This is a genomic window from Algoriphagus alkaliphilus, assembly GCF_900103735.1.
Taxonomy (GTDB): domain Bacteria; phylum Bacteroidota; class Bacteroidia; order Cytophagales; family Cyclobacteriaceae; genus Algoriphagus; species Algoriphagus alkaliphilus.
Window position 1 is genome coordinate 206,107 of the sequence record NZ_FMXE01000004.1, and the last position, 24,813, is coordinate 230,919.

Genomic DNA, 24,813 nt, shown 5'->3' on the forward strand with positions numbered 1-24,813 from the left:
TATTCAATTATGCAACCGGATTTGAATAAGCTCTTGGACTTGGAAAAATTAATACCCCTTTTGGAAAACCATCAGGTAAATAAAGCCTATTTATTTGGGTCTATTCTTAATGAAAATTTTGACTCAAATACCAGCGATTTTGACTTTTTGGTAGAAATCGATGAAGCCGATCCGTTGGTAAAAGGTGAGCTATTAATAAGTCTTTGGGATAAATTGGAAAGTTTGACTAATCGGAAAGTGGATCTTCTTACTCCTGAGAGTTTGACAAATCCAATTCTAAAGAAATCGATTGATGCCAATAAAATGAAGATCTATGACAGATCGGGAGCAGAAGTATTTGATTGATATCATTAATTCATGTTTAAGAATTGAGAGTTTCTTGTCAAATCAATCTTTCGGTGAATTTTCGGTAGATATCAAAACACAATCAGCAGTAGAAAGACAACTTGGGATAATAGGCGAGGTTTTGAGTCAACTTAGAAAAGCAGAGTCAAACCTTAAATTTACAAGTCAATCAGAAATAATTGGATTGAGAAATCGATTGATCCATGCTTATGATGGGATTGATCTCACAATAATTTGGGCGATCGCTAAAACCCATCTCCCAAAATTAAAAGTAGAAGTAACAGAAAAACTAAACTCAAAATGAAATCGAGCAAGTTTAAGACGACACACGGGGAATTGATTATCCGTAATGCGAGAATCTCCCGGAGAAAAATCGGGATGCTACCCTGCCGGCAGGCCGGTCTGGCCTTTAAAAATCAAATTATAAACAGATGAAATCGAGCATGACTAAAAAGTCACACACTGGGATGATTATCGACCATGCGAAGATTCCCTGTCCGACTACAGGCGGGCATGTGGCCTCTAAAAAACAAAAAATAAACACATGAAATGCCCATAATCCCGTAGGTACGGGATCACACAGGGGGATGCCCCGATCTATCGGGGCAGGGCATTCCATGTGGTAAATAAAAATCAATTCATATACACATGAAATGCCCATGAGAAAGGCTTCTCACACAGGGGAATGATTATCCAGGGCATTCCATCTGACCATTAAAAAACAAAAATATAAACAGATGAAAACCCTACCCCAAACCTGCGAGGAATGCCTGGAAAAATTTAGCAACGCATTGGAAGAGCTTGTGATTTTTGCCAGTCGAGGTGACAAATCCGGATACACTGAAACTCAGTCCAGGGATTTGATCAGAAATTTTGAAATAACCCATGAATTGGCACTGAAAGTGATCGCCAAGTTTTTTGAAAAGCATAAAAAGGGCCCTTTCTCAGGATCGAGAGACGCCACGGTTGAGGCTTTTCACGCCGAACTCATCGACGATGGCAAAGGCTGGCTGGACATGATCATCGACCGGATTCAGTACAATCCGGTATACAACATTGACTCTCAGGCTACTTTTCTGTCAAACATCCGAAAAAAATACATCCGTCTACTGGAGCGGTTCGAACGAACAATGACAAAAAAGCTGGAGGAGTGAAGGGCCTAATCAGTATGCAGTGACAGTAGGCAAGTAGGCAGTGGCAGTAGGTGGAAAAATTGCCACTCCCAAATTGATGATTATTTTCTGAAAATTAGGAAGAGAGATCTGCGAAAATCTGTGTCTTTTTCTGTGATAATCTGCGGGAAATAATTTCAAAAAAGCCCGATCTATCGACCAGGCCAAGTAATTTTTCAATCCGGCACGTCGGTCAAGTTCTTCCAATCTGGAATTTTTCAATCTTCCAATCATCTGAACATAAACCCTGAAGGCCCTCTGCCCACTTCCAACTTTTTCACGGCTACGCCAGCTTTACTGAATATAGCCACTTCACCGTTGCCCTGAAATCCTTTCGAATTCGAAACGTAGATTTCCTTCCGATCCTTATCGTAGCCCAATCCATAAAAGCCTGAACCCGTCTTCCAGCTCGGAATCAGTGTGCTGTCATAGATCGAAACCACCGCAATCCCATCATTATAATTCGGCCAACCTGTGCTGGTCAAAATATAAATTCTGTCGTCCTCACCCAAAGCAATTCGCCCGGTTGCTTTGGAAAGTGGCAATTCACGAAATTCCTTTTTGGTCAGATTTTCCCTGTGAAACGATTGGAAGTAAATTTTTTCGGAATCATAAGAATACACCCACAAATCTCCCCGCTGCTCAAAAAACTGAACTGGCTTACCTTCAACATCGATTGTTTTGGTGAGCGTTTCAGTATCAGCATCGATGATTTCAATTTTCCCTCCTTCTGATCCGGCCACAAATACATATTTACCCGAAGTGAATAAGTCCTCGGGCTTATTGGATACTTTGATTTTTTTCTTGACAGTACCCCCATCCAAACCGATAACTACAGCAACGTAGGAATCCGGTGTTTTAAAGCTCGCATCGTATGGGCCATAGTCGGAGATAAACAATTTTCCACGGGAAGTTGCCAATGACCTCGGCTGATTCAGATCTCCGATCACTGCACCCCTTGATTTGAAGTCTCCCGGGTTGACGATTTCCACTTTTCCGGTGTTTGCGACCAGATAAAGACGATCCTCCTCCAAAACCATATCTTCCAAAAGCCCGGCAAAAGGACGGTTGTTTTCGGCTTCAAACACATTCACTTTCGCCGTACCGGTAACTGGGTCAAAATGAAACACTTCTCCGTCATTGGCCCCGAAGGCACCTTCATTCATGATCAATATTCCGGTATCATAGACCCCAAGGGGTCGTTCACTTCCTGACTCGTTGCAGGAAAAGAGCAGGAAAATCAGAGCCAAAGCTCCAAATTGGTTTTTCAAGGTAAACTTCATAAGTGTATGGTTAAATTAAGTTGATACGAGCGGCCGGGCATAGCCCGGAGGTAGAGGACTTGGTAGTCTCTGTCAAGGAGATTAAGCACCTGAAAACTGATTGGAAAGCGGGTTTTTCCCCATTTCAGATCCGAAAATCTCAGACCCGCATTCCAGATTTGATAGGAATCGAGGATCCGGGTATTTCCTGTTCCGATGGCCCGCTGACCCACATAGAAGGAACTGAGGTTCACTGCAAGCCCTCCGATTCCTGCCGAAAGATTTCCGTTTGCCTGATGTTGGGGAGTATAGGGCAATTGACGTGGATTCGCGGGTTCGGAAGTCAGGTCCAGAGCCTGTGAAAAAGTGTAACTCAAGCCCATTTCCCAATTCAATGTACCCCACTCCCACTTGGTATTTCCCTGATATTCAATGCCCTGATTTTGCACTTCGCGGATATTTTCAGGGCTCCAGATCGATCCCCGAGGTAGCCAGATGATCCAGTTTTCGACCTGCATGCGATAGTAAGTCAGACTTTGATCCCAGGAAAACGCCCCTTTTTTGAGCCAATTCAGTCCAATCTCCCCATTTACACTTTCCTCAGGCAATAGATCAGGATTCCCTCCGGGGTTCCAAAATCGATCGTTGAGTGTCGGTGCTTTAAATCCCTTTCCCAGAGAAGCTTTGAGCAAAATTTCCTGCTTCTCCCCTTCCCAAAACTTCCAGTCCCCCCCAATTCCGGGCAGAAAAGGAATAAAATTATCGAGGTAGGCGAATTGGCGAAGATTAAGTGAGACCGTGAGATTTTCAGCTGTTTGCCAGCGGGCGGATTGATAAAACTCAAACCGCTGGTCCGTGGCAGCATAGGTGCTCAGATCGCCTCTGATAAAAGTGGATCTCGCTCCAGCTTTAAACTGCCAGGATTTCCCTTTTGCAAAATCCCAATCCGAGGCTAAAAAGAACTGTCGGGTTTGATTTTGGCTTTCATTAAAAAATTGATTGTCACGTACAAATCCCGTTTTCAGATTCCAAACGGAGGTTGTGCCAAATCTGAAATAATCCAATACCGCACGGACATTCTCATCAGACTGCCGATCCGTTGTGTTGGAACCCATCACCGGCTGTATCTGACGATCGGCTTTATTCCACCAGAACGCCGCTTTAAACTGACCTTTGGCACTCACGTTCCAAGCAAAATCCTGAACAAAGCCAAGCTGTTCCACAGCGGCATTCTGAGCTTTTGTTTCAGGAGTACCCGGCCTGGAAATGTCCCTGTAGCTAAAATCATTTTGAGCAAACTGCCGATAAAATCGACTTTTGGTACTGAACATTTTCGAAGAAAAGCCTCCGGAAATGGCCGAATTGAACAGACCAAAACTCCCGATAGTCTGGGAAATTTTTCCCTGAAATCCTTTTCCAAATTCTGTTTTCGAACCCAAATGCAAGCTTCCGCCTATGGCTTCATTTCCAAAAAGTGCTCCCGAACTTCCAAAATGCAATTGGGCTTGATCGATCGCCTCCACAGGCAGAATCGACAAATCGCTTTGCCCAAGTGAGGGGCTGTTGACGGGAAGTCCATTCCAAAAAATCGCCGTATGGCCCGCAGAAGTGCCCCGAAAAGACGGAGAAGCCAACATCCCTGCTCCGTATTGACGGACGAAAACAGGGCTTTGCTCCTGCAACAAATCTCCCAACGATCGGGCAGCATACGCCTCCAAAACTTTGGAATCAAAGTTTACCAACTTCTGCCCTTTGGCAAAACGATCCAGAGGAGGTGCGTAAACCTCCACCTGTTCCAACGAAACGGTGTCTTGCATCGGCACAAAGCCGAACACAGAAACAACCCAAAACAACACAGTCATGCCTGATCGAATAAGTTAAAACTCAATTCGATTCGGGCTTGAAGAGAAATGGGAAGAAATGAAAACTATCCAAACCTAAACGCAATCAGTACGAAGGCAACCCGGCTGGAAATCGACATGTCTTCTTCGCTTTTCCTCCGAAAGCACAGAATCAACAGATCAAGGCAGGTCTCCTGGCTCATCTGATTTTTGCCGGCCTTCTCATCCCGATACTTGTCCGCCGTGGCGGATCGGGACAATGGCATAGTGGAGCAAAAACTATTTCTTCCCAAAAAGCAAGGAAAGACAGACTGACAGTTGCGGGGACAGCTCCGGTTTTACACCGGATTCCCTTTTAATCCCCAGAGCCGATCCCGATAGCTATCGGGAGGATGGGGAACCTTCATCGGGGGCAAAGTAAAGCGATTTTGATTTGGTAAAAAAGCAGGAGACCAATACTAATTTTGGAAAGGAGGAATTATCTCATTTACCTTGGTAGAAAATTTCGTCAGGTTAGTCCTATGTTAAAAAAATTCGAAAACAACATTTTTTCCTCAAAATCAACAGCTTACCTCCTTCTGATCTGCGCTTGGCTACTGTTTTTCTCCTGCGGAAAAAAATCAGAATCCAGCACTGAAAAAACTCCGATTCTGCTGAGTTACGCTCAAGGGTTTGAAATTTTTCAGGGAAAAGACTTCTGGGAAATCCACGTGACTCAAGGCTACACCGGAGCTGACAAGACCTTTCGATATTTGGTTTTGGAGGAAAATTCTGAGGCTGAAAAATCGGGTTTTGATGCCATAGTTCAGTTGCCAGTTTCCAAAATAGTCGTGACTTCTACCACTCATATCCCCCACCTGGATTTGCTTAATTCGACTGAAAAACTGATCGGTTTTCCCCAAACCAATCTGATTTCCTCCGAAAACACAAGAAAGCTGATTGACACCGGAAAAGTCACTGACTTGGGAAACGGACCTTCCGCCAATCCGGAGATGGTCATCGACCTGCAACCGGATTGGATGATGATCTCCACTTTGGGAGAGGATTTGCGGTATTTGGATCTCTTTGCGCAGGCGAAAATCCCGGCGATCATCAATGGGGAATACGTGGAGCAAAACCCACTTGGACGGGCCGAATGGATCAAATTCACGGGAATTTTGCTTGGGAAATATGAAGAGTCGGTGGCGGTTTTTGAGGAGATCGAAAAAGCCTACCTAGCTGCCGAAAAACTTACTGAAAAATTGCCCAAAAGCGAAAAACCAACCGTCCTGAGCGGGGTAATGTATCAGGACATTTGGTATGCGCCGGGAGCCGAAAGCTGGGGGGCTAGGATCCTCGAAAACGCCGGAGGAACTTACATTTTCGCAGATCAGAGCGGCGCCGGAAGCCTGCAATTGAATTATGAATTTGTCTTGGACAGAGGCTTGGAAACTGACTTTTGGATCGGTTCGGCGGACTTTGCTGATCTGAAAGCAATGGGGAATTCCGAACCTCGATATCAAGCATTTACCCCTTGGAAAAACGGTCAAGTCTATACCTACACTGCCAAAAAAGGAGCAACCGGAGGATTGGAATATTTCGAACTCGGCTATGTACGACCTGACTTGATTCTCAAAGATTTGATCAAAATCCTCCACCCTGATTTGCTGCCGGAATATGAGTTGTATTTTTATCAGAAACTTGAATAATAGATAATCATCGCCAAGGTTCGTGTCTCCACGAACCTCTTCCAAAATAAAATTTAATGCCCAACCGTTCCTACCTCTTCCCCTTCTTCCTCCTCCTACTCATCTTGAGCTTTCTGCTCAACTTGAGCTTGGGTTCGGTATGGATTCCGTTTGGGGAAATAGTCTCGGGTTTATTTACCGGCGATTGGAGCAAAATCTCATGGGAGCAAATCATCCTGAATTATCGACTTCCCAAAGCTTTGGTAGCCATTTTTGCAGGAATCGGATTGAGTCTGAGTGGACTTCAGATGCAGACTTTCTTTCGCAATCCACTGGCTGGCCCCTTCGTTTTGGGGATAAGCAGCGGTGCCGGACTGGGAGTTGCTATTTTGATGCTTGCAGGATCAGCATTCGGCTTCGCAATGAGCGGGATCAATTCCTGGGCGATCGCTATAGCGGGGATTTTTGGGGCGGGATTAGTTTTGACAGCCGTTAGTTTGGTCGCTTGGAAAGTAAAAGACAGCATGACGCTTTTGATAGTAGGATTGATGTTTGGTTCAGCTGTTTCAGCAGTGATTTCAGTTCTTTCTTACTTCAGTGGAGCAGAAGCCTTAAAGCTATTTACGGTTTGGTCAATGGGTAGTCTGGGAGCTTTGGGCTGGTCACAGGTTGGGATATTGGCAATTTTGATCGTCATAGGAAGTATTCCTGTGTATGCGTCGGTCAAGTCTTACAATGCGCTTTTGCTTGGGGAAGCCTACGCCAAGAGCATGGGAATCCGTACTGAAAAAATGCGCTGGCTGATGATCATCAGCACAGGAATATTAGCCGGTGGAATTACGGCATTTTGCGGGCCAATCGCTTTTGTGGGGATTGCAGTCCCGCACCTGGCGAGAATTGTGTGGAAAAGTTCGGATCACCGGATCCTGTTTCCGGCTTCAGCATTAATCGGCGCGATTCTGCTCTTACTCTGTGATGCAGCGGGTCAACTTCCGGGCTTTGCAAGCACACTTCCTATCAATGCGGTGACTTCGCTGGTCGGTGCACCGATTGTGATTGGGTTGATTTTAAAACGGAACTTTAGTCGGGATTTTTAGAATGAATTCATTATTTACCAGTTTAAAAATCCCCCTTGCCCCCTTTGGAAAAGGGGGAGTTCGTCAAACAAGCACCAAAAGTAAAAACGAGGAACTCTATCTTTTGAAATGACTAAATTCCTGAAACATATCGCACTGGAAGGTAAAGGATTGACACTTGGTTATTTTCACCAAAAAGCCAGAAAAGAAATCCTTACCGATCTGGATTTTCAGCTCTTTTCAGGCGAACTTACCTGCCTTCTCGGCCCAAACGGTGTTGGGAAATCCACCCTGATCAAAGCTATTATGGGCCAGATCAAACCTTGGCAGGGAGAGATTTTTCTAGGCAGTCAGGCCATTCAAACCCTGAAAACAGAAGACCTCGCCAAACAGATTTCTGTCGTTTTGACAGACCCTGTTTTTCCCGGAAATATGACTGTCGGGCAACTCGTAGCTTTGGGAAGAACTCCCCATACGGGCTGGTCGGGAAAGCTCAGTGAAACTGATCGTGAGATTGTCGAAAAGGCACTTTCGGACACCAAAATCACCTATCTCCGCGACGAGCGACTCAGCGAAATCAGCGATGGGCAGCGCCAAAAAGCAATGATCGCCCGAGCTTTGGCACAAGACGGACAGCTCATGATTCTGGATGAACCGACCGCTCACCTTGACTTGGTCAATCGCTTTGAAATCATGCAGCTCCTCCGGGAGATAGCTTCCGAAAAAGGAAAAGCAGTGCTGGTAGTCACGCATGATCTCGACATAGCAGTGGAAACAGCTGACCGGTTTTGGTTACTGAATTGTGGGACACCCCTAATCTCAGGCAAGCCGGAAGATTTGATCATTTCCGGAGAAATCAATCAGTTGCTGCCGGGGGAAAAGTTTAAGTTCAGCGTGGAAAGAGGGAAATTGGAATTCGAGATTCTGGATTCGGGATTTGAAATTGAGGGGCCACCCGAACTCGTTTTTTGGGTGAGAAAAGTTCTTAACAAGGCGGGAATTAAAAAATTGGATTCGGTGCTTTCTGTTTCCGGTACACCATTTTTGATGTTGTACAAAGGACAGAAGTTCTCCAAAGTAGAGGAATTGGTACAGTATCTTTTTTGACACCTTTTTTAACTAGAGGATTTTTAAGCAAAACCAAAATCCTTTTCGCCTAAATCCACCTAATTTCTGCCAGGGAAAATTTTTCTTAAAAACATTCTTTAACCCCTCTACCACCTTTGCTCTTTGATCTCATAAGCATTCCTCCTATTTTGTAAATCGATTGATTTTCAAAAGAAATCAAATGCGATGACCCCAAAAACCTATGAAGAAACCTATTCTAGCCCTGGCTACACTCAGCCTCCTGATTTTTTCCTGCGAAAAACCCATTCCCCAACTCACGGCAGAAGAATACGCCGCCCTCACCGACGAACAAAAACGCTCTGTGGAACATGCACTCGACGGCATCGACCTGATGGACGACCGACTCGAACTGACACTTTTTGCCTCCGAACCCATGATGACCAATCCCACCAATATGGACATCGACGACCGCGGCCGGGTTTGGATCACGGAGGCCTACAACTACCGCACACAACTCAACCCAAAAAATCCAACCAAAGCCGAAGGTGATCGGATTCTGATCCTAGAAGACACGGACGGAGATGGCAAGGCGGACAAATCCACGGTTTTCTACCAAGGCACTGACATCAATGCCGCTTTGGGCATCGCCGTTTTTGGCAATAAAATCTTCGTCTCCGTCAGCCCGAATGTCTTTGTCTTCACGGACGAAAACGGGGACGACGTGCCGGACAACAAGGAAGTGCTCTTCACCGGAGTCGGTGGCGTGCAGCATGACCACGGCATGCATGCCTTCACTTTTGCGCCGGACGGCAAGCTCTATTTCAACTATGGAAATGAAGGCAAAGGCCTGCACAAAGGGGACGGTACGCCTATCCTTGATCCGATGGGCCGACCGATCAATTCCGAAACAGCACCCTATCAGGAAGGAATGGTTTTCCGCTGCGATCCAGATGGAAGTAACGTGGAAATCCTCGGTTGGAACTTCCGAAACAACTACGAAGTGGCCGTGGACAGCTACGGACGCATGTGGCAAAGTGACAACGATGACGACGGCAACCGCTCCACGCGCATCAACTTTGTGATGGACTATGGCAACTACGGCTTCAAAGACGAAATGACCAAGTCCGACTGGAGAACCCGCCGGATCAATATGGAAGACTCCGTCTGGCAGCAGCACTGGCACTTGAATGATCCCGGTGTCGTACCCAACTTGGTGCAAACCTATGCAGGTTCGCCGACGGGCATCCTCGTCTATGAAGGCAAACTCCTCCCTGTCGAATACCAAAATCAGGTCATCCACGCCGATGCCGGACCCAATGTGATCCGCATGTATCCGGTGGAGACGAGCGGCGCGGGTTTCACAGGTTCGGTGACCCCGATCCTCGATGGCAACAAACGGGACAACTGGTTTCGCCCTTCCGATGTGACGGTCGCACCTGACGGTTCGGTCTTCGTCTCCGACTGGTACGATCCGGGCGTGGGCGGTCATGCCGTGGGCGACTTGGACAAAGGCCGGGTCTATCGTCTTGCACCCAAAAAGTCCAAATACAAGGTCTCCACTCCCGACTATACTTCCGTCAAATCCCTGATCGAGTTGGTTCAGAATCCAAACCGAGCCATTCACTTCAAGGCTTTTATGGCGCTGAAAGAAAAAGGAGCAGAGGCCAAAGAAGCCTTGGAAAAGCTCTACGAATCCAAGGACTCCCGCATGAAAGCCCGTGCATTTTGGTTGCTGAGCAAGTTGCCGAATGGAAATGAGTACATCCAAAAAGCCGCTGCCGATTCTGATGAAAATATCCGTGTGGCTGCCGTCCGCGCTTCGCGAATCAACAACATGAAGGATGCCAACTTTCTGCTCACCATGGCAGGAGATGAATCGGCCCAAGTCCGTAGAGAAGTGGCTGTGGCAATACGCTATGAGGATCAGCCTGCCGTCTGGCAAAAACTGGCCGATTCCTACAAATCCGGCGACCGCTGGTACTTGGAGGCGCTTGGCATTGCAGCGGAATACCGATGGGACAGTTATCTGCCTGCCTATTTGGAGAAAGCCGGAGCAAACTGGGCTACATCCCCCGAAGCCAAAGACCTGGTCTGGAGATCCAGATCTGCGAAAACTCCCGAACTGCTCGAGCAAATGATCCTGGCAGAAAATAGCCCAGCCGATCTTCGCTACTACCGGGCACTGGACTTCCAAAATACAGACCTGAAAAACCAGACGCTCAAAAACTTGCTTGCCAAAGGCCAAAATGAAGATCAGGTCATCATCCTCCGACAGGCTTCCTTCGACAACAAAAAGCCTGATACCCAACTTCTGAACTTGGCCAAAGCCAAGTCCGGTGAAATCACCGACGATCAGGATTTCCTCGATATCGTACGCAAATACCAACTCAAAGACCAAAAGGATCGACTGCTAAGCATCGTTTATCAGGAGAACAATAACAGACAAGCCAGTGCCGCAGCTGGAATCTTCACCAGCCTCTATGGACTGGGAGAAGTGGAAAAAGCGATGAAGGATGCGGATCAAACCAAGGCCATCGCTGCGATCCGCAAGTTTGGCGTGGTTGATAATACCGAAATGGCGATGCTCCTGAGCAAATTCTGGAATGATGCAAATGCCCCGCTAGCCATCCGAACTGCCGCTATGGAAGAAATGAAAGGCTACCAGTCCGAGGGAGCACTTTGGGAATTTGCCAAAGTGGATAAGATTCCTTCTGAGCTCCTGCCTATCGCTCAGAAAATCCTGATGTCCACCTGGAACTCTAATATCCGTCAACTTGCCACCGAGAAGTACGGCAGTAGCATGAACACAGCTTACGACATTCCCAAACTCCTCGCCGCAAGCGGAAATATTGAAAAGGGAAAAGTCCTGGCTACCGGCTACTGTACGGCCTGTCATAAGATCGGAAACGAAGGCATAGACTTCGGTCCTGCCCTAACCGAGATCGGCAACAAACTCAGCAAGGAAGCTTTGATTAACTCCATCATCAATCCATCCGAAGGGATGGGCTTCGGCTACGAAGCCCAAGTGGTCAAGTTCAAAGACGGCAAGGAAATCCGCTGCATCGTCAACTCCAAGACCGAAAACGACCTGATCGTGAAGCTAGTCGGTATGGGCGAACAAACCATCTACAAGCTAGCCGACATCGAATCCATCACCCAATCCAACGAATCTCTGATGCCCAAATTCCCACTCAGCGAAGAGGAATTGGTGGATCTGGTGAGTTATTTGGAGGGTTTGGGGAAGTGAGGGATAATTAGCCAATTGCAAATTGGTAAGGATATCTGGGTGTAGTTGCTGCAAACTACACCCAGCATCCTGAGTACCTTCAAATCAATTGCAAGTAGCAGTCTTTGCAATTTGAGGATCAAAACGTAAATTTCTTTTATGGGTGAAGCATATCAGATCAGGGAGGTTTTTCAATTCTAAATTCTTGATATCGGCCATGCCTACGGCATTTTGGGAAACCGATGCTTATCCTTTTTAACCAGCCATTGAAATGGCTGGCTATATAATCGGTCATGCCTACGGCATTTTTTCAAGAATATTCCTCCCACCCTGCAGCTTGGCTGCTCGCTGAATTTGTCCACTGGGAAATTTTTCTTTACAGTCCCGTAGGGATGCCCCATCTTCTAGCCAGAGGTTTCAACCTCTGGATTTTGGATTGACGATGAATTTCTGGCATAGTCCCATCGGGACGGACGATATCGATTCAAACGCTTTTAACCAAATCGTGATTTTTAAAATTACATATCGGCCATGCCTACGGCATTTTGGAAAACCAATGCTAAACCATTTTTCCAGCCATTGATGGTTCGACTTGATTCGACTTCGCTCACCAACCACCGCTCACCAACCATGGCTGGCTATATAATCGGTCATGCCTACGGCATTAATTCCGAAAATATCCTACCCTACTTCCGTAAAATTGTCGCGACTGGCTGCTCGCTGGATTTGTCCACTGGGAAATTTTTCTTTACAGTCCCGTAGGGACGCCCCATCTTCTAGCCAGAGGTTTCAACCTCTGGATTTAGGGTCGACGACAAATACAGGTAAAGTCCCGCAGGGACGGCCGATATTTTATTCCAATTCTTTAAAAAGGTATTCAGGTGAAAATTCCACATTATGGGCTTTAAGCATCATAGGATATTCCTCTCTAAATGTCATTTTTTGATGATGGATTTCCTGATTTTTCACATAGTTAAAAACACCCGCAATTTCTTTTTCACTGTAGGTAAAAGAACTAAAACCGGATTGCCATTCAAATCTATGCTCAAGTAGCTTTGATTCATTTAACCACTTGGATGATTTGGATTTGGCATTTTTCATTATTTCCGAGATAGCTTGCTTCGGAAAAAACCGGAACAGACAATGAACATGGTCGAAATGTCCATTCACGATTAGCGTTTTTGCCCCTGTCTCATTGATCAGATTGCCTATCACTGCATATAATTCGCTTTTGAAGGAATCTTGAATAACTGCTTTTCTGTATTTCACCGCAAAGACGGCCTGACAATACATCTTTGAATAGGTATTTGGCATGACAAATTGGGTTTGGCCTTGAACTAATTTAAAAAAAATCGGCTATGCCTACGGCATTTTTATGAACTCCTTATTCCTTTTACCAGCCATTGAAATGGCTGGCTAAAGTATCTCGGTCATGCCTGTCTGCCGAACAGGCAGGCCTACGGCATTTTTTCAAGAATATTCCTCCCACCCTGCAGCTTGGCTGCTCGCCCCACCTGGGCGTAGTCAACTCCCCCACCTGAGCGTAGTCTACTTCCTCCTGAGCAAAGTCCTTTCTTTCTCGATCAGTGACCACAAGAGCGCTTGCCTAGGCGTAGTTTGCCCACCCTGCTCTTGTACGGTTGTCGGGACTGGCCATTCGCTAAAAAGCTCTTTACTTCTAGTATGACTACTGAATCGGTAAAATTCAAGACAGCACAGGACAATTCCTGAAGGCACTTTTCATATCTACAGCGGTCCAACAATCCTGTCATGCTAAAAATAACCGGTTTTTTACTGCTCCTGATCAGCCTCTTCCTTCTTGAATCACAGCCATTGCTTGCCCAAGGCGGGATTCGGGCAGTAGATCCGGATTCACCTGTGGTAAGCTTTGGACCTACACCCCGGGAGGCCTTGCTCGTGGGTGAGAAGGATGCTGGCCGTCTGGTGATTATCGATCCCGAAACACTTGAAATAGTGGCGCGAATTCCGGCAGGGGGAAACCTTCATGAACTGGCAACCGATGGGCGGTATGTGTATATAGGATCCAATTTTCCCGGAATTACAGTGGTGGATGTGATGGCTCAAAAGCGGGTTGAGCCCATTGACATCAGCGCATTTGGAGACCGTCATGCCATTACTTTTGCAGGAAGTCACCTTTATGTGGGTCATGAGACCAACCGCCTGATCTCACGTTATGATCCGGTGAAAAAAAAGTTTAACGAGGTCATCGGACTTCCCGGCGGATCCCACATGCTCATCGTCACTCCAGATGAACAGCGCATTTTCACTGCAAGCAGCAATGGCAGGATCATCGCCATTATCGATCGGGTAACAAATGAAAGAGGCCAGAAATATTTAGACTTCACTACTTTTCCCGGCGACACACGCATGGAAGGGATGGCGCTTTCACCGGATGGAATGGAGTTTTGGACCCTTCACATGAATGCAAAAAAAATATCGATCATCAACGTGCCTGAGAAAAAACTGGTCAGCACAATTTCCTTTGAAGGCGGATTGAACAACCGGATCAAGTTTACCAAGGACGGAAAATATGTTTTAATGAATGAGCTTCAGGGCAAGGAGCTACGTGTCTGGGATGTCGCTGCCCGAAAGGAAGTCAAACGTATTGACGTGGGTGCCGGTGGGGAAGGAATCTTCATCGATCCGGTACGTCCTCGGGCATACTATACCGTAAGCGCCGGCGACAAGCTTGTCGTGATTGACACCGACACGTGGACGGTAATCAAAGAAATACCCGACCTTCTGAATCCTGATGGAATGGATTGGTTTAGTGCGAAATAAATATCAGTGCGCGGGGAAAAATTCTAAATTCCCGAATTAAACTTTAAAACCTAACCCATCCTATGAAAGCTTTTCTTAGAATCACCTCTTTTGTTTTTCTTTTTTTCCTGGTTTCGGTAAGTCTCAAAGCCCAAGAAATAAGGAAAATGGAGGAACTAAGAGGATCCTTTAATTATGGAAAATCTGTTGCCGTTTTTGGAGGTTCAGTCTCCGTTATCCCTCCAAGTGACAGTGCCAAAGTGCAGTGGGAAAAATATCTCAATCTCAAAATCACCAATTATGGAGTTCCCGGAGCAGGGTTTTCTTCTCTGCAAGGGAAATCCCTCCAAAAGCAAGTAGATGAGGCAGGAGTCTTTGATATTTACATTCTCTGGGCCTCTACGAATGATTATACAAATAATCGAGCTGTTGGAGAATACACAGATTATACAGAGTTGGACGGGTATGACGAACAAAAACTAATCACTCAGGCAGGAGGGATCAACTATTGTATTAAAAAGATTTATGAAAAAAATCCCGATGCAACCATCTATTTCTTTACCTCAAGCAAGGCTTTTGTGAATCGAGGTGCCCACGATCCTTCAGTTGAAATTGGTATGTCAAGATTTGTGGAAAACCAGAAGAAAATATGCGCTTTACATGGCATCCCCGTTTTGGATCAGTTTACCTTAGCTGGGTTCAACACCTACAATCAAGACAAATTCTACCGAGACCCGATTCACATGAATTATTTGGGCTACAAAAAATTAGGGGAGTTGCAAGTTAGCTTTTTGGCATTTCCAAAATGAGTGTTGTTTAGCCCTCTCTGCTCGTAAGCTTTCCTTTTCCCGTCCGAGCGAAGTTTGACGTTTGCTTGAGCGAAGTTTGCCCTACATGCAAGTCTGCAATTCGCTTTAAAAAGAAAACCTTGAATAGCTAAATCCAATTACAAACTGGAAATAACACAGGGAATATATTTTCCAAAAAAGAAAAAATCAAATAACTATTGCGCAACCAAATAATTGCACATAAATTAGCAACCACTTGGTAGCATAAAAAAAGAATGGAAGTAAGACGAGACGTATTTCAAGCGATAGCAGACCCAACAAGACGGGCAATCATCCTACTCTTGACTGTTGGCGCATTAACACCAAATGCCATTGCAGAACACTTTGATTCAAGCAGACAGGCAGTTTCAAAACACCTTCAAATTCTCACCGAATGCGAAATACTGAAGCAAGAGCAACAAGGCAGGGAAATCCACTATCACCTGAATGCCGCCAAAATGCAAGACATCGAAAAATGGCTGGAGCAATTTAAACAATTACTTGCCAAGCGTTTCGACCAATTGGACGTCGTTTTAGAACAACTTAAAACAAAAAGAAAATGAATAGCCTACTACAATTTGACTTTATCGTCAACAAAGAGACCAACACCGTTAATGTAACCCGTGAATTCGCTGCCAACCTAGATTTGGTATGGGAAGCGTGGACAAATCCCGAAATTCTTGACCAATGGTGGGCACCAAAACCTTACCGTAACCAAACCAAATCAATGGATTTCAGAGAAGGAGGAATGTGGCTGTACGCCATGATAAGCCCTGAAAATGAAATCCATTGGTGCAAAAATGACTACCACAAGATAATCCATCAGTCCATGTTTTCGGGTTTGGATGCATTTTGCGATGAAAACGGTACAGTGAATACCGAAATGCCCAGAACTGTTTGGACAAATGTGTTTACAGAAAAGGAAAATACAACGCTTGTAAACATCACTGCCAGGTATGATCAACTTTCTGACTTGGAAAAAGTAATTGAAATGGGCTTTCAACAAGGCTTTACAATGGCTCTTGAAAACCTTGACCAATATCTTGAAGCACAATTTCGGTTAAGAAAGCAAAAAAAGTCTGACATCAAAGCAAGAGTAACCACCTATTTAAACTTTCCGGGCAACACAGAAGAGGCCTTCCTGTTTTACAAATCTGTTTTTAAATCAGATTTCATCAATGGAATTCAACGCTTTGAAGATATTCCGGCTGATGCTGGGCATCCACCCGTCGCTGACGCTATCAAGAAAATGGTATTGCACGTAGAACTTCCCATTCTTGGCGGGCACATTTTAATGGGAACCGATGCCCCCAAAGAAATGGGATTTACTTTAACATCCGGGAACAACATGCACATCTGCCTTGAACCGGAAACAAGGGAGGAGGCCAAACGCCTGTTTGATGAACTCTCTGCCGGAGGGCAAGTATCCATGCCCTTAGCAGACATGTTCTTTGGTGCCTACTTTGGTGAATTCAAAGACCAGTTTGGAATCAATTGGATGATTAACCACCAAAAAATATGACTAGACTATGAAATCATGCATGATCCCGTACGTACGGTATCACACAGGAGGATGATTATAATGCATGCGAAGATTCCCTGTCCGACTACAGGCGGGCATGTGGCTTTTAAAAATCAAATTATAAACACATGAAAAATAAAATTCTCGACATCATCTCGTTTATTTTCAGCCTCTTACTTATCAACGGAGGGTTAAATAAATTCTTGAACTACATGCCTATACCTGAAGATTTACCTTCAGAATTACTTAAGGATAATACAGCTCTTATGGAAATAGAATGGTTGATCCCTTTGGTGGGATTAGCAGAAATAGTTGGTGGCATTCTTATCGCTTTTCCAAAAACAAGGGCATTGGGAGCATTGGTTATCTTCCCTGTAATGGTTGGCGTTTTGCTAACTCATATTTTTGTAGCCCCAAGTGGATTTCCCATCGCCCTTGTAATTTAGGCGGTATTGTTTTGGATAATTTATGAGAATAGAAAAAGGTATTTTCATTTGATGACATAATAGCTGAGGAAGTCTAACCAACCCACCTAGTTAAGGTCCATTTTTCCATGTTCTATTTTCAGATTAATAATGGATTTGGGATAGTTTGACTCCACCTTCTCTTAGTCATCTAGTTTCCGACTGCTTACCAAATTGACGCTGAACTGAGCGTGATTTGCCCTGCCCTGCTCAGTACAGTTGTCGGGAATGACCTATTTCCGGTCCTAAGCATTTCTATTTCTCACTACCCCCTATTAGTTTTAATTTTTTCTTTAATTTATGAAAAAATCAAAGTCTAGGCCATGAAATATCTTCCGCTTTTTCTCCTTTTATTTTTCACCATATCCTATTCATTTGCCCAGAAAAAAACCTCTCCCGATCGGTTTGCAGGCTTGGATGCTGAACTCGAAAAAGTCCTGGACACCTGGAAAGCTGCCGGATTTGCCGTGGCGGTGGTGGAGAAAGATAAAATCATCTACTCCAAAGGCTTCGGGCATCGGGATTATGAAAATAAAGTCCCGGTAACTCCCAACACACTTTTTGCAATCGGCTCAAGCAGTAAAGCTTTTACATCCGGGCTATTGGGGATTTTGAGGGAAGATGGCAACTTGTCTTTTGATGACAGTCCGATCAAACACATCCCCGAACTCAGGTTTTACAATAATGAAATGAACAACGGGATCACCATCAAGGATCTGATGACGCATCGAACCGGACTTCCAAGGCATGACCTGAGTTGGTATTATTTCACTACCCAATCGCGAGATTCTTTGATGCAACGTGTTCAATATCAAGAACCTTTCGCCAAAGTCAGGGAAAAATGGTATTACAATAATTTTATGTTTTTGACACAAGGGGTAATTGCCGAACGGATTACAGGGAAGTCCTGGGAAGAGAATATTAAAGAAAAGTTCTTTGATCCCTTGGAAATGAAAGCCAGTAATGCGGTAATTGAAGGTCTAAAAAAGGGAAATGATGTTTCCTTTGGCTACGAAGTGAAAAACGATTCCATTATCAAAAAGATGGAGTATTACGACATCGCCGCCATGGGTCCCGCGGGAAGTATCAACAGCAGCATCAATGAAATGTCAAATTGGTTGATCGCCTGGATCAATGGGGGTAAATTCAAAGGCAATCAAATCCTTCCTGAAGCCTATGTCAAGGAAGCCATGAGTCCTCAGATGATCATGGCAAACAGTATTCCTGACAAGGAATTTCCAGACATGCATCTTAGTAACTATGGGTACGGTTGGATGGTCTCTTCCTACAAAGGACATTACCGGGTGGAACATGGCGGGAATATCAATGGATTCTCTGCAAATGCTGCCTTTTTCCCGATGGATAGTATCGGCATCGTAGTTTTGTCCAATCAAAACGGTTCAGCTATTCCCGGAATTGTTCGGAATATCATCAGCGACAGAATGTTGAAAGTGGGCAAAACCGATTGGAACAAGATCCAAAAAGAAAAAGCCGATGAAGCCAAAAAGCAGGCTGATGCTGGTCGGGCACAATCCAGTTCCATTCAAAAAAAGGGTACTAAAACTTCTCACATTCCTGCAGAATTTACGGGAGACTACACACATCCGGGCTATGGAACTGTTGATGTACAGTTTGAACGGGATTCCCTTTTTGCCACCACCCCTTATGAAAAAGTCTGGCTGAAACACTTTCACTACAATATCTTTTCCTTGGTGGGCATGGAAAATGGAAAGGTGGATACCACGATGGTTTCACCCATGCAGTTCAACTTCAGGATAAACAACATGGGTGAGATCGCTTCCCTATCCTTCAAGGCAGAACCTACCATCGATGCCATAGAATTCAAGCGAAAGCCCAAAGAAATCGGGGTAGACAAAGAAACACTGGAAAAATATGCGGGGGATTATGACCTCAGTGGACAGGTGGTAAAATTTTACCTGAAAGAGGGAAATGACACGACGCTTTTCCTCTTTGTACCCGGCCAGCCGGAATATGACTTGTTGTCAATTGGCGAGGATAAATTCACGCTGAAAATTGTAGAGGGCTTTGTGATTGAGTTTTTGAAAGATGACGCAGGGAACATCAAAGAAGCCAAATTTACGCAGCCAAATGGGGTATTTGTGGCTAAGAAAAAGTAGAAGTCCAGTCTGAGCGTAGTCCAGTCTTTTCCTGATCAGTTACCAAACGACAGCTGGACTGCCGGTAGTTTGCCCACTTCCCTCCGGGACGGGTGACATTTTCTTTGACCCGAAATCTATTCTTTGCTCCCACAGTTTCTTTCCGGCACAGTCCAAAGCCATCCTTTTTCGATATATCCCGTAAATTAGATTTTCGAATACATCCCTTAAACTAATTTCATTAATTAAAGAAGTATTATGATCGTACAGCTCAACACTGACAAAAACATTGAAGGCACCGCAGGACTGGAAACATTTGTTTCTGAAAAGGTCAATAGCGGCTTAAAACATTTCGTTGAAAATATCACCCGAATAGAAGTGCACCTCTCCGACCAAAATGCCGATAAAGGCGGTAGTGACGATATTCATTGCAAAATAGAAGCCCGACTGGAAGGTATTCAGCCTGTAATCGTGGTGGGCAAAAGTGGTTCAAAAGAAAAAGCCCTGGATGAAGCTGTCGACAAAATGAAGGCAAAATTGGGCACTATCATGGGAAAAATTAAGAACAAATAAAAAATCACCAATCGGGTATCGGGTTTATGACCGTATACCCGGTTGGTTTTTTGCGTTCACCCTCCATCCTATTTAACTTTTCCGACCATGTCACCCACCCTTTCTTACCTGATACTACTACTCCTGTTTTTTCAACTCAATACCCACCAAATCCTTGCTCAGGAGATGAGGATCGTCTATACCTCAGAAACACTCCAAATCGGGCAAATCAGCACAAACACCTTCGTCCATATCAGTTATCTGAACACGAACGACTTTGGCAAAGTCGCCTGCAACGGGATGCTTGTCGTCCATGAGGGGGAAGCCTTGGTTTTTGACACTCCCGCCAATGAGGAGGCAAGTGTAGAACTGATCAACTGGCTGGAAAATGATAAAAAATCCAAAGTGAAAGGAGTGGTAGCTACGCACTTCCATTGGGATTGCCTTGGCGGACTGAATGAATTCTATGCCAAAAAGATCCCATCTTATGCCTCCACAAAAACCATTGAATTGGCAAAGGCCGCCGGATATCCCACTCCAGAGAAAGGCTTCAAAAAGAAAATGAATCTGAAAGTCGGAGACCTCATCGTAATCAATCAATTTATGGGGGAAGGTCATACCAAGGATAATTTCGTGGCTTACGTCCCATCGGACAAGGTGCTCTTTGGAGGATGCATGATCAAAGAATTTGGAGCGGGAAATGGCTACCTCGGAGATGCAAATGTCCCAGCCTGGCCAAGCACTGTGAGAAAGGTGAAATCAGCATTTCCTGAAGATATTCTTGTGATTCCGGGACATGGTAAGATCGGTGGAACTGAATTACTGGATTACACGATTGAGCTATTTGAGAAAAAATAAGGAAACAGAATCACCTTTGAATACGATCTGCGGCATTTTTGGCTAATCACAGTGTCTTCATTTTTTCAGCACTTTGGCAGGGCTCCTCTCCTCAAGCCAAGCTTTCAATTCAACAATAAGTAGAAGGTGTTTTTTGATTTATTCTTAAACCAAAGTTTAGACTTACTTTCAATCAAACTAACAAAGCCATTTCGCCTTTCCGGCCGTTTACAAACCTTTTAAAATGTCGCCAATCACAAAAGCTGCTATTAATTCCTCATTTATTCGGTCGGGGGAGATTCATCTTTTTTTGGATTGAAGGAAATGTGAAGTGTCGCCGGACCAGAAGGAAAATATTTGTTGCAATTCTTATGACCTTACACTACAAGAACCAACACCTGGAAGCGGAATTCTCCCTGATAGTGGAAAATGAGGCATTGAAAGCGTACTTTAATCGACCCGGTTACTTGCTAATCCTATGGAATTCAACCGATCATGCAAAGAACTTGATTTTGGATAATCGGATTATCAGCGTGCTTTCCCAGCGAATTATTTTTTCAACCTCCAATCAAAAGGTAGACTTTGAGGACCACAGGTCAAACTGGGTTGCATTGGTTTTCAACAGGGCATTCTATTGCATTCACACTAATGACAGCGAAGTCAGCTGCAATGGATTGTTGTTTTTTGGATCTAATTACAGCCCGATATTGAGCATTAATGCTGGGGAGAGGATAAAGTCTTGGATTGTACGATTTATTCCCCAAACAGCATTGGTTAATCTTCTGTCATAAAGTTCCTATACATACCCCTTCATGAGAGTATTCCTCCCTCTCCTCCCAAGCTTGAAATTCCAGACCATTTTGCAAGTCTGGAGCAGGTGATTAGTTGAGTAGTTTTTAAAGATTCGTCAGCACCACCCTCCGATACGCGGTTAAGGTGGGAGTTCCTGAATCCCGAATTTCCAAAATCAAATGAAGCTCCTGCCCCTCCCCTAACTTGGGCATCCGGAATTTGATTGCTTCTCCATAAGGATTGAAAATCTCCAAGTTACCGGAGAATCTTCCCGCTTCCCGATAGATCCACCATTTCAGCTGAATCTGATCTCCGTCCGGATCATGGCTTCCTTTTGCTGAAAGGATGACCTCTTCCCCGTCTTTGACTTTTGCCCTTGCCCAAGCTCTTCCTTCGTTTCCGTTAACAACAACAATTGGGTTATGATTGGCTTTTTCAAAAGAATCAGCAATGTTCCAGTCCATTTTCGCAGCAAAATCATACTGAAAGGCATCCCGAAATCTCCAGATGGTTGCCTGATTGGAAGCTTCTTTTCGTCCATCAGGCAGCGTCACTTCATCCTGAGTGTCGATGGAAGAAGTCCAGATTTTATCCACTTCACCATAGGATTTCCAGAGCTCATACCGTCCTGCCCAGCCTCCCCAAGCCGGGCTTTTATACCAAGCCAAACCGTTTTGGATCAAGCCGATAAAAGAAGGCGTATCTCCCTCCATGATGTACTCGGCAGGCAAGTAATTGGCTCCCAATGGACCGTGATTATCCCGGATATTAGCCATTAGCCAAGGATTGTCCACCAGCTCAAACTGATACATCGGAGCATTTTTATACCATCGATCTCCACTGATTCCAGTCCAGGTCGCTTTGTAGTATTCCCGCCAGTTATCCCCTGCACTTGCATCGACGATGTAAAAAATCCCGGGAAAATTGTGTCGGATCCAAGGACCTGCAAAATCCTGATCGGAGATGGTGTAGACTCGGAGTTTTTCTACAAACTTCTTCAATCCTTCTTCAGATCGGGTATCTTTCACCTTCCACAGCGCCTGCGCAAGACAATTGGCTCCACCCCAAACCGAGACCCAAAGTGGCCGATCGTCGGCTTTGTCCACGGCTTTGATCAGCAGTTCCGAACCCGGAGAATCCTTGCCCTCTCCCACTCCTTCCATGCTGAAAAGGGGCAAGTGCCGGGTGGTCACGCTTAGCAATTGTTCCATGCTAGGAAATCCTTTGGCATGCTTGTCCAGATTGGGCTTCACCTTTCCATAGTTCCGGATCAACTCCTCGATCTTATCCTGTCGCACCTGAGTCCTCAAGTGTGTAGAAGTCGTTGCTACGATTCCTTCGATGTCATATTCATTGGCATAGACCAGAAATCGAACCAAGGACTGTTGGTCGTCCGGCTCATTGGTGATGTCTGTCAGCACTAACACCCGCTGCTTGACGGGTTCTTCGAAGGTCAGGGGTGTTTGGGAAAATGCAAATCCTGTAAGAAAACAAAAAATCAGCGTGATGAGATTTTTCATAGGTTTGGGGTTTGAGTATGGCATAAGTTAGGATTTCTGCCTCAAAAATTAAAAATAGACCTTTATTCAGGGAATCTGATTTCCTAAGAGTAGCAATTTTCAATTACCAAACACCAATCTAAAACTGTACTTTTAGGGTGAGATTTTCAATTCCGACGGGCTTTGGAATTCTTTCCTAGCATCTCGAATTGATGCTCATTTTGCACAAATCCCACCGATATTTTAGGGATAATCACCAATATTCCCCAACTTCATTCATCTCCTTAATCGAGAGGATCCAAACTCGTTTTGATTGAAAAATCGCCCTATCCGAACCCAAAATGGACAAAAGAACTTTTCTTAAAAACACATCACTTCTGATCGGAGGGGCTGCTTTTCATCCCATCCTAAGTTGCACTCCCAAAAAACCTGTGGAAACTATCACACCTGAACGATTGAAAAACTGGGCTGAAAACTTTGAGTTCAGCACCTCCAATGTCCACTATCCTAAAACTGTGGAAGAAGTTGGCGATATAGTCCTGAAATGCGATCACTTAAGTGTTTTGGGCTCCCGACATTCCTTCAACCGGATTGCCGACAGCACAGACAACCTGATTTCCTTTCAGCACTTGAATAAAGTAATCTCCTTGGATCGGGAAAAAAGTCAGGTGACCGTCGAAGGAGGAATAAAATACGGAGACCTTTCTGCCTACCTCCACGAAAACGGTTTTGCCCTGCACAACTTGGCTTCTTTACCACATATTTCGGTAGCGGGAACGATTGCCACGGCTACCCATGGTTCGGGCCTTGGCAATGGCAATCTTTCCACCAGTGTAGCGGCCATCGAGTTTGTGAATGCCAAAGGAGAACTCGTCACGCTTTCACGGGATAAAGATCCCGAATTTTATGGTGCAGTGGTCGCTTTGGGAGGGTTAGGACCGGTCACGAAAGTGACTTTGGATCTCTTACCGGCTTTTGAAGTAGCTCAGGTAATCTACCTCAACATGCCCATGGAATCGCTGAAGGATCATTTCAACGAAATCATGGGGGCAGGATACAGTGTAAGCCTTTTTATTGACTGGAAGAGTAATTCAATCGCTGAAGTTTGGGTGAAAAAGAAGCTCCTCCCGGGAGAAGAACCTGCGTTTCCGGAGGACTTATTCGGAGCTAAAAAAGCTACGGTAAAAATGCATCCGGTTCCTGATATGGATCCCGAGAGTTGCTCTGAGCAGCTGGGAGTAGCCGGACCTTGGTTTGATCGCCTTCCGCATTTCAAAATGGAATTCCAGCCCAGTGCCGGAAAAGAGCTCCAGTCGGAGTTTTTTGTTCCCCTCGAAAATGGCTACGAGGCGATTCTTGCCGTTTCGGAAATGGCTGAACAAATCAATCCCTATCTTTTCATTTCAGAAATCCGGAGTATCAAAGCGGATGAACTCTGGATGAGTACCTGCTATCAGCGGGATTCAATTGCAATTCATACTACCTGGAAGCAGGAAATTCCCGAGGTGATGGCTTTTTTGCCTCAAATGGAAGGAAGGCTAAACCGCTTCAACCCAAGACCACATTGGGCCAAGTTGTTTACGATTCCATCTGAAACCTTACAATCACGCTATCCAAAAATTGAGGAATTCAAGGCCCTGCTTAGCAAGCACGACCCAGAGGGCAAGTTTAGAAATGAGTTTCTTAATCGAACGGTCTTCGGAGTGAGTTGATCCAAAAACACCTAAGCAGAGATGATTCTGTTTGAAATATTATTTCGTTTTTA

23 protein-coding genes and 1 riboswitch are annotated in these 24,813 nt (G+C 45.0%); of the genes, 18 read left to right on the forward strand and 5 right to left on the reverse strand.

Translation table 11 applies throughout. The features are described from left to right. Positions 1-9: 9 nt before the first annotated feature. From BLQ81_RS03490 to BLQ81_RS03500, 3 genes are all read left to right on the forward strand, one after another. Positions 10-345: a nucleotidyltransferase family protein gene (locus BLQ81_RS03490; protein ID WP_092728558.1), complete on the forward strand. Its 336-nt coding sequence runs from the start codon at positions 10-12 to the stop codon at positions 343-345. Next, positions 314-649, forward strand: coding sequence for a HepT-like ribonuclease domain-containing protein (locus tag BLQ81_RS03495; RefSeq protein ID WP_092728559.1), 336 nt, complete (start codon positions 314-316; stop codon positions 647-649). The genes BLQ81_RS03490 and BLQ81_RS03495 overlap by 32 nt, the downstream gene beginning before the upstream one ends. 433 nt (positions 650-1,082) lie before the next feature. Continuing rightward, positions 1,083-1,499, forward strand: coding sequence for a nucleotidyltransferase substrate binding protein (locus tag BLQ81_RS03500; RefSeq protein WP_092728560.1), 417 nt, complete (start codon positions 1,083-1,085; stop codon positions 1,497-1,499). A gap of 9 nt (positions 1,500-1,508) precedes the next feature. On the opposite strand, the gene BLQ81_RS03505 is transcribed toward BLQ81_RS03500, so the two are convergent. From BLQ81_RS03505 to BLQ81_RS03515, 3 genes are read right to left on the reverse strand one after another with little or no spacing between them, the layout of a single operon-like run. Next, positions 1,509-1,739 (reverse strand): hypothetical protein, encoded by a 231-nt coding sequence (locus BLQ81_RS03505; protein WP_139183559.1) that lies wholly within the window; start codon positions 1,737-1,739, stop codon positions 1,509-1,511. 8 nt (positions 1,740-1,747) lie between these two features. Then, positions 1,748-2,800: a YncE family protein gene (locus tag BLQ81_RS03510; RefSeq protein ID WP_092728562.1), complete on the reverse strand. Its 1,053-nt coding sequence runs from the start codon at positions 2,798-2,800 to the stop codon at positions 1,748-1,750. Then, on the reverse strand, positions 2,797-4,641 hold the full coding sequence (locus tag BLQ81_RS03515; protein WP_245693157.1) for a TonB-dependent receptor plug domain-containing protein: 1,845 nt from the start codon (positions 4,639-4,641) through the stop codon (positions 2,797-2,799). Before BLQ81_RS03515 ends, BLQ81_RS03510 begins: the two co-directional genes overlap by 4 nt. A 146-nt stretch (positions 4,642-4,787) precedes the next feature. Next, positions 4,788-5,040: riboswitch (cobalamin riboswitch) on the reverse strand. A gap of 101 nt (positions 5,041-5,141) precedes the next feature. Here BLQ81_RS03515 and BLQ81_RS03520 point away from each other — a divergent pair. The 5 genes from BLQ81_RS03520 (at position 5,142) to BLQ81_RS03540 (ending at position 12,419) form a co-directional block, all read left to right on the forward strand. Further along, positions 5,142-6,308 (forward strand): ABC transporter substrate-binding protein, encoded by a 1,167-nt coding sequence (locus BLQ81_RS03520; protein WP_092728563.1) that lies wholly within the window; start codon positions 5,142-5,144, stop codon positions 6,306-6,308. Between the two features lie 56 nt (positions 6,309-6,364). Then, complete coding sequence (locus BLQ81_RS03525; protein WP_092728564.1) at positions 6,365-7,384, forward strand: iron ABC transporter permease; 1,020 nt, start codon at positions 6,365-6,367, stop codon at positions 7,382-7,384. 108 nt (positions 7,385-7,492) lie between these two features. Next, positions 7,493-8,470, forward strand: a complete 978-nt coding sequence (locus BLQ81_RS03530) for an ABC transporter ATP-binding protein (RefSeq protein ID WP_092728565.1) — start codon at positions 7,493-7,495, stop codon at positions 8,468-8,470. 202 nt (positions 8,471-8,672) lie between these two features. Further along, positions 8,673-11,678, forward strand: coding sequence for a PVC-type heme-binding CxxCH protein (locus tag BLQ81_RS03535; protein ID WP_092728566.1), 3,006 nt, complete (start codon positions 8,673-8,675; stop codon positions 11,676-11,678). Between the two features lie 510 nt (positions 11,679-12,188). Continuing rightward, positions 12,189-12,419 (forward strand): hypothetical protein, encoded by a 231-nt coding sequence (locus BLQ81_RS03540; RefSeq protein WP_092728567.1) that lies wholly within the window; start codon positions 12,189-12,191, stop codon positions 12,417-12,419. Positions 12,420-12,509: 90 nt separating this feature from the next. On the opposite strand, the gene tnpA is transcribed toward BLQ81_RS03540, so the two are convergent. After that, positions 12,510-12,971, reverse strand: a complete 462-nt coding sequence (gene tnpA, locus BLQ81_RS03545) for an IS200/IS605 family transposase (RefSeq protein WP_092728568.1) — start codon at positions 12,969-12,971, stop codon at positions 12,510-12,512. Between the two features lie 456 nt (positions 12,972-13,427). Here tnpA and BLQ81_RS03550 point away from each other — a divergent pair, with 456 nt between their 5' ends. From BLQ81_RS03550 to BLQ81_RS03590, 9 genes are all read left to right on the forward strand, one after another. Beyond that, entirely contained in the window at positions 13,428-14,459 is a 1,032-nt protein-coding gene (locus BLQ81_RS03550) for a YncE family protein (RefSeq protein ID WP_092728569.1), read from the forward strand. Between the two features lie 62 nt (positions 14,460-14,521). Then, positions 14,522-15,247, forward strand: a complete 726-nt coding sequence (locus tag BLQ81_RS03555; RefSeq protein ID WP_092728570.1) for an SGNH/GDSL hydrolase family protein — start codon at positions 14,522-14,524, stop codon at positions 15,245-15,247. A gap of 254 nt (positions 15,248-15,501) precedes the next feature. Continuing rightward, a complete protein-coding gene (locus BLQ81_RS03560; RefSeq protein ID WP_092728571.1) occupies positions 15,502-15,828 on the forward strand; it encodes an ArsR/SmtB family transcription factor in 327 nt (108 codons plus the stop codon). Then, positions 15,825-16,787 (forward strand): SRPBCC domain-containing protein, encoded by a 963-nt coding sequence (locus BLQ81_RS03565; protein ID WP_092728572.1) that lies wholly within the window; start codon positions 15,825-15,827, stop codon positions 16,785-16,787. Before BLQ81_RS03560 ends, BLQ81_RS03565 begins: the two co-directional genes overlap by 4 nt. Before the next feature lie 128 nt (positions 16,788-16,915). Continuing rightward, positions 16,916-17,233, forward strand: coding sequence for a DoxX family membrane protein (locus BLQ81_RS03570; protein ID WP_092728573.1), 318 nt, complete (start codon positions 16,916-16,918; stop codon positions 17,231-17,233). A 341-nt stretch (positions 17,234-17,574) separates the two neighbouring features. Then, positions 17,575-19,389, forward strand: a complete 1,815-nt coding sequence (locus BLQ81_RS03575; RefSeq protein WP_092728574.1) for a serine hydrolase — start codon at positions 17,575-17,577, stop codon at positions 19,387-19,389. 237 nt (positions 19,390-19,626) lie between these two features. Then, a complete protein-coding gene (locus tag BLQ81_RS03580; protein WP_092728575.1) occupies positions 19,627-19,941 on the forward strand; it encodes an HPF/RaiA family ribosome-associated protein in 315 nt (104 codons plus the stop codon). Positions 19,942-20,028: 87 nt separating this feature from the next. Then, complete coding sequence (bla, locus tag BLQ81_RS03585; RefSeq protein WP_092728576.1) at positions 20,029-20,778, forward strand: subclass B1 metallo-beta-lactamase; 750 nt, start codon at positions 20,029-20,031, stop codon at positions 20,776-20,778. A gap of 350 nt (positions 20,779-21,128) precedes the next feature. Further along, on the forward strand, positions 21,129-21,548 hold the full coding sequence (locus BLQ81_RS03590; protein WP_092728577.1) for a hypothetical protein: 420 nt from the start codon (positions 21,129-21,131) through the stop codon (positions 21,546-21,548). A gap of 105 nt (positions 21,549-21,653) precedes the next feature. On the opposite strand, the gene BLQ81_RS03595 is transcribed toward BLQ81_RS03590, so the two are convergent. Beyond that, positions 21,654-23,069, reverse strand: a complete 1,416-nt coding sequence (locus BLQ81_RS03595; protein WP_092728610.1) for a DUF1593 domain-containing protein — start codon at positions 23,067-23,069, stop codon at positions 21,654-21,656. Between the two features lie 320 nt (positions 23,070-23,389). Here BLQ81_RS03595 and BLQ81_RS03600 point away from each other — a divergent pair, with 320 nt between their 5' ends. After that, the gene (locus tag BLQ81_RS03600) at positions 23,390-24,760 is read left to right on the forward strand and encodes a D-arabinono-1,4-lactone oxidase (protein WP_092728578.1); all 1,371 of its coding nucleotides are present in this window, start codon (positions 23,390-23,392) and stop codon (positions 24,758-24,760) included. Positions 24,761-24,813: the final 53 nt, after the last annotated feature.